This window comes from Pseudomonas sp. NPDC079367 (genome assembly GCF_044542195.1).
In the GTDB taxonomy this organism is placed as follows: domain Bacteria; phylum Pseudomonadota; class Gammaproteobacteria; order Pseudomonadales; family Pseudomonadaceae; genus Aquipseudomonas.
This window is the reverse complement of record NZ_JBITTW010000033.1, coordinates 28,960-36,938: the sequence shown is the minus strand read 5'-3', so window position 1 is coordinate 36,938 and position 7,979 is coordinate 28,960. Positions and strand designations below refer to the sequence as shown.

The following is a 7,979-nucleotide window of genomic DNA, read 5'->3' as shown; positions in this document are numbered from 1 at the left end:
AAATAAAAGCAATACCATAAAAGCACACTTGCAAAATGATTATGCTTTGGCGAAAGGCAGAAAGGGCAGGAGCGCCGCGCAGGATCAACATCTTCGGGACAGCCTCGGGAAGGGGTGTGCTTTGAGGCCGTGCATTCTAGCCTAAACCGACCTCAACATCACCCGAAACGCTACGCACGGTTGCACTCGGGTAGCAATCTGTGTTTCTGCCTTCGGAGTCAGGTAAATCGGGCGTTTCAGCGCGGCTTATTTTTTATGTAACAAAGTGCCCTGAAGGCCCGTTCTCAAGGTATTTCGCGCGAATTTGTGATCGCTAGCAGACTCGTCCTACGCTGTCGAGATATGGCGCCCGTGGCCGTTTGCGTATACTGCGCAGATGTTTTTCCCAACGGCTTTGCGTCCGCGATACGCCAAATGGCTGATCGCAACCGGACTCTTCCTGATGCTCGGTGGTTGTGTTGATAAACCCAACACACTCGAGCGCGTAAAGGAGGACGGTGTGCTGCGGGTGGTTACCCGCAACAGCCCCGCCACCTACTTTCAGGATCGCAGCGGTGAAACCGGCTTCGAATACGAGCTGGTGAAGCGTTTCGCCGACGATTTGGGCGTCGAATTGAAGATCGAGACCGCCGACAATCTCGATGACCTGTTCAACCAGGTCGGCAAGCCGAACGGCCCGGTGCTCGCGGCCGCCGGTCTGGTCAGCAGCGATGAACGCAAGAAGCAGGTGCGGTTCTCCCATTCCTACCTTGAAGTCACCCCGCAGATCATCTACCGCAACGGCCAGTCGCGCCCCACCGATCCGGTGGATCTGGTCGGCAAGAAGATCACCGTGCTCAAGGGCAGTACCCACGCCGAGCAACTGGCCGAACTGAAGCAGAAATATCCCGGCATCGAGTACGAAGAATCCGACGCAGTTGAAGTGGTCGATCTGCTGCGCATGGTCGATGAAGGCCAGATTGACCTGACGCTGGTCGACTCCAACGAAGTGGCGATGAACCAAGTGTACTTCACCAATATCCGCGTAGCTTTCGACCTTGGTGACGCGCGCAGCCAGAGCTGGGCGGTTGGCCCGGGCGAAGACAACAGCCTGCTCAATGAAATCAATGCGTATCTGGACAAGGTTCAGAAAAACGGCACCCTGCAACGCCTGAAAGACCGCTACTACGGCCATGTCGATGTACTCGGTTATATGGGCGCCACCACTTTTGCCCAGCATTTGCAGCAGCGTCTGCCGAAATACGAACAGCACTTCAAGAACTACGCGAAGAAAGAGAAAGTCGACTGGCGCCTGCTGGCGGCCATCGGCTATCAGGAATCGCTGTGGCAGCCGACGGTGACCTCGAAAACCGGCGTACGCGGCCTGATGATGTTGACCCAGAACACCGCGCAGGCGATGGGCGTGTCCAACCGCCTCGATCCCAAGCAGAGCATCATGGGCGGCGCCAAGTACCTGGCTTATATGAAGGATCAGCTCGACGATTCGATCCAGGAACCGGACCGCACCTGGTTCGCCCTGGCGGCGTATAACGTCGGCAGCGGCCATCTGGATGACGCACGCAAGCTGGCGGCGAAGGAAGGCTTGAATCCGGACAAGTGGCTGGATGTGAAAAAGATACTGCCGCGCCTGTCGCAGAAGCAGTGGTACAGCAAGACCCGCTACGGCTACGCCCGCGGCGGCGAACCGGTGCATTTCGTGGCGAACATTCGTCGTTACTACGACATCCTGACCTGGGTGACCCAGCCGCAGCTTGAAGGCGATCAGGTGGCCGAGGGCAACCTGCATGTGCCGGCGATCGACAAATCGAAACCGGCGCAGGAACCTGCCCCGCTCTAACCAACACTTCAAATCCAACTGTGGGAGCGGGCTTGCTCGCGAATGCGCGGTGTCAGTCGACATCATCTTTGGCTGACCCACCGTTTTCGCGAGCAAGCCCGCTCCCATAGTTGTTACGCGCTGACCTTTAAACCTTGACCGCGGCCAGGATCAGGGCTTTCATCTCGAACACGGCGGACTTGAACCCTACGAACAACGCATGCGCCACCAGCGCGTGGCCGATATTCAGTTCGTTGATGCCCTTGATCGCCGCCACTGCTTCGACGTTGTGGTAATGCAGGCCATGTCCGGCATTGACGATCAGGCCCTGAGCCAGACCGAACGCGACGCCATCAGCGACGCGCTTGAGCTCTTCGGCCACTTCGGTGGGAGTGTCGGCATCGGCGTAGCGCCCGGTGTGCAGTTCGATCGCCGGCGCACCGATGCGCTTGGAGGCGGCGATCTGCCGCTCGTCGGCGTCGATGAACAGCGATACTTCGCTGCCGATTTTCGACAACCGCTCCACCGCAGCCCTGATGCGTTCCTCCTGTCCCGCCACATCCAGGCCACCTTCAGTGGTCAACTCCTGACGGGTTTCCGGCACCAGACAGATATGCGCGGGGCGAATACGCTCGGCAAACGCCATCATTTCTTCGGTGACGCCCATTTCGAAATTCATGCGCGTTTGCAGCACATCCTTGAGCAGCAACACGTCGCGTTCCTGGATATGCCGGCGGTCTTCGCGCAGGTGCACGGTGATGCCATCGGCTCCCGCCTCTTCCGCATCCAGCGCCGCCTTGACCGGATCCGGGTAGCGCGTGCCACGGGCCTGACGCAGGGTGGCGACGTGGTCGATGTTCACGCCAAGAAGAATGCGATTGCTGGTGGTCACGAGTGCGCTCCTGAAGGGAAGAATTCGGCGCACAGCATATCAGGGCTTGCGAAACAGCTCGCGACTGACAAGCGGACGCCCGCCCAAATGGACTGCCAGCGCCTGGCGCATCAGACGCTTGGCCGCCGACAGCGCACCGTGCGCCGACCAGTCGGCCTCGGCCATGGCCAGCAGTTCAGTGCCGTTGAACAGGCCTGGCTGCAACAGATAAACCCGCTCGAGCCCGGCATCGACTTGCAGGCGATAGAGACCGTCCGCAGCAACAGGATCGCCATGTATGTCTGTATTCATGGAAAAACCGTAGCCAAGATCATCCAGCAGCCGCCACTCGAAGGAGCGCAACAATGGCTCAAGCGGTCGGCCTTCGGCGAGCGCCAACAGGGTCGCGGCATAGTGATCAAACACCGCAGGATGCGGATCCTCGGCAGGCAGCAGGCGAATCAACAGTTCGTTGAGATAGAGACCGCTGAACAGCGCCTCGCCGTTGAGCCAGGCGGAGGTGCCAGAGCTCTCCATGCGCCCGACGTTTTTCAGCTCACCCTTGCCACGGAACTCGACCTCCAGCGCCACAAACGGTCGCGCCAGCGTCCCGGCCCTGCCCCGCGCACTGCGCAACACCGCCCGCAGCCGCCCTTGTGGCGTGAGGAAGTCGACCAGCGCACTGGATTCGCGGTAGGCGCGCGAATGCAGGACGTAGGCGGATTGGGCGGGAGGCGGGTTTTGCGACATTGAGTTCTCGATGAAGAAACGCATTCCTGAGTCAACATAAACCCAATGTGGGAGCGGGCTTGCTCGCGAAGGCGGGGTATCAGTCGAAGAATGTATCGACTGATACCCCGCCTTCGCGAGCAAGCCCGCTCCCACAAGGGTTCTCTGGTGTATGAGAAAACCGGGGCTGTTACAGGTCGCCATACCCCAGCGAACGCAGCGCGCGCTCGTCATCGGACCAGCCACCTTTCACCTTGACCCACAGGTTGAGCATGATCTTGGAGTCGAACAGCAGCTCCATGTCCTTGCGGGCTTCGGTGCCGATGCGTTTGATGCGCTCGCCCTTGTCGCCAATGATGATTTTCTTCTGGCCGTCACGCTCGACAAGAATCAGCGCGTGGATGTGCAGGGTCTTGCCCTGCTGCTTGAACTCTTCGATTTCGACGGTGATCTGGTACGGCAGCTCGGCGCCCATCTGGCGCATGATTTTCTCGCGCACCAGTTCGGCGGCAAGGAAACGGCTGCTGCGGTCGGTGATCTGGTCTTCGGGGAAGAAGTGATCATTCTCCGGCAGGTGATCGGCGATGACCTTTTCCAGCGCGTCGAGGTTGTGCCCGTGCTGCGCGGAAATCGGGATGATCTGCGCGTTCGGCAGCTGTTCCTGCAACCAGCTCAGGTGCGGCATCAGCTCGGCTTTGTCTTCGATGCGATCGGTCTTGTTCAGCGCAACGATCAGCGGGCCAGTGACGTATTGCACGCGTTCGAGGACCATCTGGTCTTCTTCGGTCCACTTGGTGCGGTCGACCACGAAAATCACCACGTCGACGTCTTTCAACGCTGCCGAAGCGGTTTTGTTCATGTAACGGTTCAGGGCCTTTTCGCCGCCCTTGTGCATGCCCGGGGTGTCGACGTAGATCGCCTGCACGTCGCCCTCGGTCTTGATGCCGAGCATGTTGTGGCGCGTGGTCTGCGGCTTGCGCGAGGTGATCGCGAGTTTCTGCCCGAGGATGTGGTTGAGCAACGTCGACTTGCCGACGTTGGGACGGCCGACGATGGCAACGTAGCCACAGCGAGTTGCGTTTGTATCAGTCATTGCCATTCTCCACGCCCAGGGCAATCAATGCTGCGGCGGCCGCTACCTGTTCGGCAATACGACGGCTCACGCCTTGACCTCGGCTTTTTTCATTCAATAAGACCACTTCGCACTCGACGAAGAAGGTTCGGCAGTGCGGTTCGCCCTGGATATCCACCACTTCGTAGCGTGGCAGTTCGCAACCGCGCGATTGCAGATGTTCCTGCAAGCGGGTTTTCGGATCCTTGTTGGTATCGACCAGCGTCAGGCCTTCGAATTCGCCGGCCAGCCAAGCCAGCACGCGCTCGCGGGCGACGTCCATGCCGGCGTCGAGGTAGATCGCACCGATCAGGGCTTCGAGGGCATCGGCGAGGATCGATTCACGGCGGAAACCACCGCTCTTGAGCTCACCCGACCCCAGACGCAGATAATCGCCGAGGTCGAAACCGCGAGCCAGTACGGCCAGCGTCTCACCTTTCACCAAGCGCGCGCGCAAACGCGACAACTGGCCTTCGCGGGCCAGCGGGAAACGATCGAACAGCGCCTCGCCAGCGACGAAGTTGAGGATGGCATCGCCGAGGAATTCCAGACGCTCGTTGTTGCGTCCGGCAAAACTGCGGTGCGTGAGGGCCAGCAGCATCAGCTCCTGATCCTTGAAGGTGTAACCGAGCTGGCGCTCGAGACGGCTTAGAGAAACGCTCACGGTTTACCCACGCTGAGTTCGTGGCTGGTTTCCACTGCCATCGCCGGGGTACGGCGCAGGCCTGGGACAATTAACGCTGTGTTCAAAAAATAGATCCTGGCGATTGCGAAGCCGATTGTGCCGGCTCCAGAAATGCATTCGGCGCTGTGGTCAACAGCGCCGTGTTTGATTACTTGATCAGGCCGACCCGCGAGAAATTCGGCAGGTGGCTGAGTTTCGGCTCCGGCCAGCTCATCCAGACCGCGAAGGCCTTGCCGACGATATTGCGGTCGGGAACCATGCCCAGCAGGTCCTTGGGAATGTTCGGATCATCCCAGTAACGGCTGTCGTTCGAATTGTCGCGGTTGTCGCCCATCATGAAATAGTGCCCGGCAGGCACTGTCCACGAACGATCCGGCGTGGCGCGATAGCGGCTCATTTCCTTGCGGATCAGGTGCTCGGCGGCGCCCAGCTTCTCTTTGTAGAGTTCAGCGCTGCCCAGCGTGCCCGGTTCGGCGCCGACCATTTTCTCGGCAATCGACTCACCGTTGACGAACAGACGCTTGTCGGCGGTGTAACGCACCGTGTCACCCGGCAGGCCGACCACACGCTTGATGTAGTTGACGTTCGGGTCGCTCGGGTAGCGGAACACCATGACATCACCGCGCTGCGGATCACCGACTTCGATGATCTTCTTGTCGATCACCGGCAAGCGGATGCCGTAGGAAAACTTGTTCACCAGAATGAAATCGCCGACATCCAGGGTCGGTTTCATCGAGCCGGACGGAATCTGGAACGGCTCCACCAGGAACGAACGCAGAACCAGCACGATGAACAGCACAGGAAAGAACGACTTGCCGTATTCGACCAGCAGCGGCTCTTTGTTCAGCTTCTCGACCACCACAGGCTCGGGCTGGCTGACACTGCCTTGATACGAGGCAATGGCAGCCCGCCGACGCGGTGCCAGGAACAGCAGATCAAGCAACGCCAACAGGCCGCAGACGAACACGGCGATGACCAGCAACAGCGGGAAATTTAGCGACATAGGACCTGATTATTCCAACCTGAGCACGGCGAGGAAGGCTTCCTGTGGAATTTCCACGTTGCCGACCTGTTTCATGCGTTTCTTACCGGCCTTCTGCTTCTCGAGCAGCTTCTTCTTACGACTGACGTCACCGCCGTAGCATTTGGCCAATACGTTCTTTCTGAGTGCCTTGACGGTTGTCCGGGCCACGATCTGACCGCCGATGGCGGCCTGGATCGCCACGTCGAACATCTGACGAGGAATCAGTTCTTTCATCTTCTCGGTCAACTGGCGACCTTTGAAGTGCGAATTGTCACGGTGCACGATCAATGCCAGGGCATCGACCTTGTCGCCGTTGATCAGCACGTCCAGTTTCACCAGATTAGCCGATTGGTAACGATCGAAATGGTAGTCCAGCGAAGCATAGCCGCGGCTGGTGGATTTGAGACGATCGAAGAAGTCCAGGACCACTTCGTTCATCGGCAGGTCGTAGGTGACTTGCACCTGATTACCGAGGAACAGCATGTCGACCTGAACGCCGCGTTTCTCGATGCACAGGGTGATGACGTTGCCCAGGTGTTCCTGCGGCACGAGAATATTGGCGCGCACGATTGGCTCGCGCATGTCCTCGATTGCCGACACATCCGGAAGCTTCGACGGGTTGTCGACGTAAATCGTTTCACCGGTTTTCAGCACCAGCTCGAAAATTACTGTCGGCGCGGTGGTGATCAGATCCAGGTCGTACTCGCGCTCAAGACGCTCCTGGATGATTTCCATGTGCAGCATGCCGAGGAAGCCGCAACGGAAGCCGAAGCCCAGCGCGTCGGAGCTTTCCGGGGTGTACTGCAGCGACGAGTCGTTCAGGGTGAGCTTCTGCAGCGCTTCGCGGAAATCCTCGAAGTCGTCGGAGCTGACCGGGAACAGACCGGCGTAAACCTGTGGCTGGATGCGTTTGAAACCCGGCAGCACAGGCACATCTGGCGTGGAGCTCAGGGTCAGGGTGTCACCGACCGGCGCACCGTGAATGTCCTTGATGCTGGCGATGATGAAGCCCACTTCGCCGGCCTTGAGGTCAACGGTGGCAGTGTGTTTCGGGTTGAACACGCCAACGCTGTCGACCAGGTGCACCTTGCCGGTGGACTTGACCAGAATCTTGTCGCCCTTCTTCACGCGACCGTGGCGCACGCGAACCAGGGAAACAACGCCCAGGTAGTTGTCGAACCAGGAGTCGATGATCAACGCTTGCAGCGGATCTTCGATGTTGCCGGTCGGCGCAGGGATGGTGTGCACCAGACGCTCGAGCACTTCGTCGACACCCAGGCCGGTCTTGGCGCTGCAGGTGACGGCGTCGGTGGCGTCGATGCCGATGATCTTCTCGATCTCGTCCTTGACGCGATCCGGCTCGGCCTGTGGCAGGTCGATCTTGTTCAGTACCGGCATGACCTCCAGGCCCTGCTCGATGGCGGTGTAACAGTTGGCCACGGACTGGGCTTCGACGCCCTGCCCCGCATCGACCACCAGCAAGGCGCCTTCGCACGCGGCCAGGGAACGGCTGACTTCGTAGGTGAAGTCGACGTGGCCCGGGGTGTCAATGAAGTTCAGCTGGTAGGTGATGCCGTCTTTGGCTTTGTAATAGAGGGTAACGCTGTGGGCCTTGATGGTGATCCCGCGTTCACGCTCAAGATCCATGGAATCCAGCACCTGGGCTTCCATTTCACGCTCGGCCAGGCCGCCGCACATCTGGATGAAACGGTCAGCCAGCGTCGACTTGCCATGGTCAATGTG

General features: G+C 59.4%; 8 protein-coding genes. 1 reads left to right on the top strand and 7 read right to left on the bottom strand.

The annotated features are described in order from the left end of the window. The coding region (locus ACIGDJ_RS21390; RefSeq protein WP_397504614.1) for a hypothetical protein at positions 1-91 on the bottom strand (91 nt) is incomplete at its 3' end. 285 nt (positions 92-376) lie between these two features. On the opposite strand from ACIGDJ_RS21390, the gene mltF reads away from it, so the two are divergent. After that, the gene (gene mltF / locus ACIGDJ_RS21385) at positions 377-1,837 is read left to right on the top strand and encodes a membrane-bound lytic murein transglycosylase MltF (protein ID WP_101159342.1); all 1,461 of its coding nucleotides are present in this window, start codon (positions 377-379) and stop codon (positions 1,835-1,837) included. Positions 1,838-1,964: 127 nt separating this feature from the next. Here the strand turns inward: mltF and pdxJ are convergent, their stop codons facing one another. From pdxJ to lepA, 6 genes are all read right to left on the bottom strand, one after another. After that, entirely contained in the window at positions 1,965-2,708 is a 744-nt protein-coding gene (pdxJ, locus tag ACIGDJ_RS21380; protein ID WP_397479956.1) for a pyridoxine 5'-phosphate synthase, read from the bottom strand. A gap of 39 nt (positions 2,709-2,747) precedes the next feature. Further along, complete coding sequence (gene recO, locus ACIGDJ_RS21375) at positions 2,748-3,437, bottom strand: DNA repair protein RecO (protein ID WP_397479955.1); 690 nt, start codon at positions 3,435-3,437, stop codon at positions 2,748-2,750. Between the two features lie 169 nt (positions 3,438-3,606). Then, entirely contained in the window at positions 3,607-4,509 is a 903-nt protein-coding gene (gene era / locus ACIGDJ_RS21370) for a GTPase Era (RefSeq protein WP_003221935.1), read from the bottom strand. Next, complete coding sequence (gene rnc / locus ACIGDJ_RS21365; RefSeq protein ID WP_024011703.1) at positions 4,502-5,191, bottom strand: ribonuclease III; 690 nt, start codon at positions 5,189-5,191, stop codon at positions 4,502-4,504. Before rnc ends, era begins: the two co-directional genes overlap by 8 nt. 169 nt (positions 5,192-5,360) lie before the next feature. Beyond that, positions 5,361-6,215 carry a signal peptidase I gene (gene lepB / locus ACIGDJ_RS21360; RefSeq protein ID WP_101159339.1) on the bottom strand — a complete coding sequence of 285 codons (855 nt, stop codon included), beginning with the start codon at positions 6,213-6,215 and terminating at the stop codon, positions 5,361-5,363. A gap of 9 nt (positions 6,216-6,224) precedes the next feature. Then, on the bottom strand, positions 6,225-7,979 hold a 1,755-nt coding region (lepA, locus tag ACIGDJ_RS21355; protein WP_397504612.1), incomplete at its 5' end, for a translation elongation factor 4.

Excerpts from the sequence above, each read along its gene's own strand:
- lepB (WP_101159339.1), bottom strand. The coding sequence starts at position 6,215 with ATGTCGCTAAATTTCCCGCTGTTGCTGGTCATCGCCGTGTTCGTCTGC.
- era (WP_003221935.1), bottom strand. The coding sequence starts at position 4,509 with ATGACTGATACAAACGCAACTCGCTGTGGCTACGTTGCCATCGTCGGC.
- mltF (WP_101159342.1), top strand. The coding sequence starts at position 377 with ATGTTTTTCCCAACGGCTTTGCGTCCGCGATACGCCAAATGGCTGATC.
- recO (WP_397479955.1), bottom strand. The coding sequence starts at position 3,437 with ATGTCGCAAAACCCGCCTCCCGCCCAATCCGCCTACGTCCTGCATTCG.